We start from the raw sequence: 1,312 nt of genomic DNA on the forward strand, positions 1-1,312 counted from the left end.
CCAACCCTCTCCCGCAAGGGGGAGAGGGGGCGCGCCGCCCCTGGTATCGGCGGCGCGCGCCGCTGGCGACGGCGCCCATCAGTCGGCGCCCCCCTGCTGCCACTTGCGGCGCTGGAGGCCGAAATAGCTGAACAGGATCGCCGCCAGCAGGAACGGGATCATGGCCACCGCGATCGCCGCGCCCTCGCCCAATTGCCCGCCCGGGATGGCGCGCTGGAAGGAGAGGGTGGCCATGAGGTGGGTGGAGTTGAGCGGCCCGCCGCGGGTCAGCACGTAGATCAGCTGGAAGTCGGTGAAGGTGAACAGCACCGAGAAGGTCATCACCACGGCGATGATGGGCGAGAGCATGGGCAGTGTGATGAAGCGGAAGCGCTGCCAGTTGGTGGCCCCGTCCAGCGTCGCCGCCTCGTGCAGCGAGGGCGGGATGGTCTGCAGGCCGGCGAGCAGCGAGATGGCGACAAAGGGGATGCCGCGCCAGACATTGGCCGCGATCACCGAGGCGCGGGCATTGGCGACGTCGCCGAGGAAGTTGATGGGCGCATCGATCAGGCCCATGCGGATCAGCGCCCAGGAGATGATGGAATACTGGCTGTCGAAGATCCACCAGAAGGCGATGGCCGAGAGCACGGTGGGCACCACCCAGGGCAGCAGCACCACGGCGCGGAAGAAGGCCTTGAAGGGCAGGTGCTGGTTCAAGAGCAGCGCCAGCCACAGGCCGAGCGCGAACTTCAGGATCGAGGCGGCGATGGTGTAGAGCAGCGTGTTGAACACCACCAGCCAGAACAGGCTGTCCTCGAACAGGAGCTGGTAGTTCTCGAGCCCGATGAACACGCCCGAGCGGCCGATGCGGGTGTCGGTGAAGCCGAGCCACACGCCGAGGCCGAGCGGGTAGGTGAGGAAGAACAGCAGGAAGGCCGCCGCCGGCAGCATGAAGAGCAGGCCGAGCACATGGCGCCCCTGGCCGATGCCGCTCCAGAAGGAGCGCCGGGCGGGCGCGGCTTGGGGGTCAGCGGTGGTGACGGTGGCCATGCGCTTCCTCTCTCGTATCGGTCGGGCGGATTGGCTCCGCCTCTTGAACGCCCACTGGGGGCGGCTGTGTCTTTCGTGCCCGGTGCCGGGTGGGTCCGGGAAGGAGCCTGCCGGCCTTCCCCCTCACCCAACCCCTCTCCCCCGCCGGGGAGAGGGCATTGTGTTGTCTCACCGGCCGCGCCGCCGGCCTCTCCCTCTCCCCGCCGGGGAGAGGGTCGGGGTGGAGGGGCGGGGCCGCCGAGGCAAGGCGCGCGGTGGGCGGTACCCGCCGCGGTCTCCCTCA

General features: G+C 69.5%; 1 protein-coding gene. It reads right to left on the reverse strand.

The features are described from left to right. Window positions 1-78: 78 nt before the first annotated feature. On the reverse strand, window positions 79-1,029 hold the full coding sequence (locus AC2W7M_RS25640; RefSeq protein ID WP_486135933.1) for a carbohydrate ABC transporter permease: 951 nt from the start codon (window positions 1,027-1,029) through the stop codon (window positions 79-81). Window positions 1,030-1,312: the final 283 nt, after the last annotated feature.

Source organism: Xanthobacter sp. BG11Y11_SDJG (genome assembly GCF_057364445.1).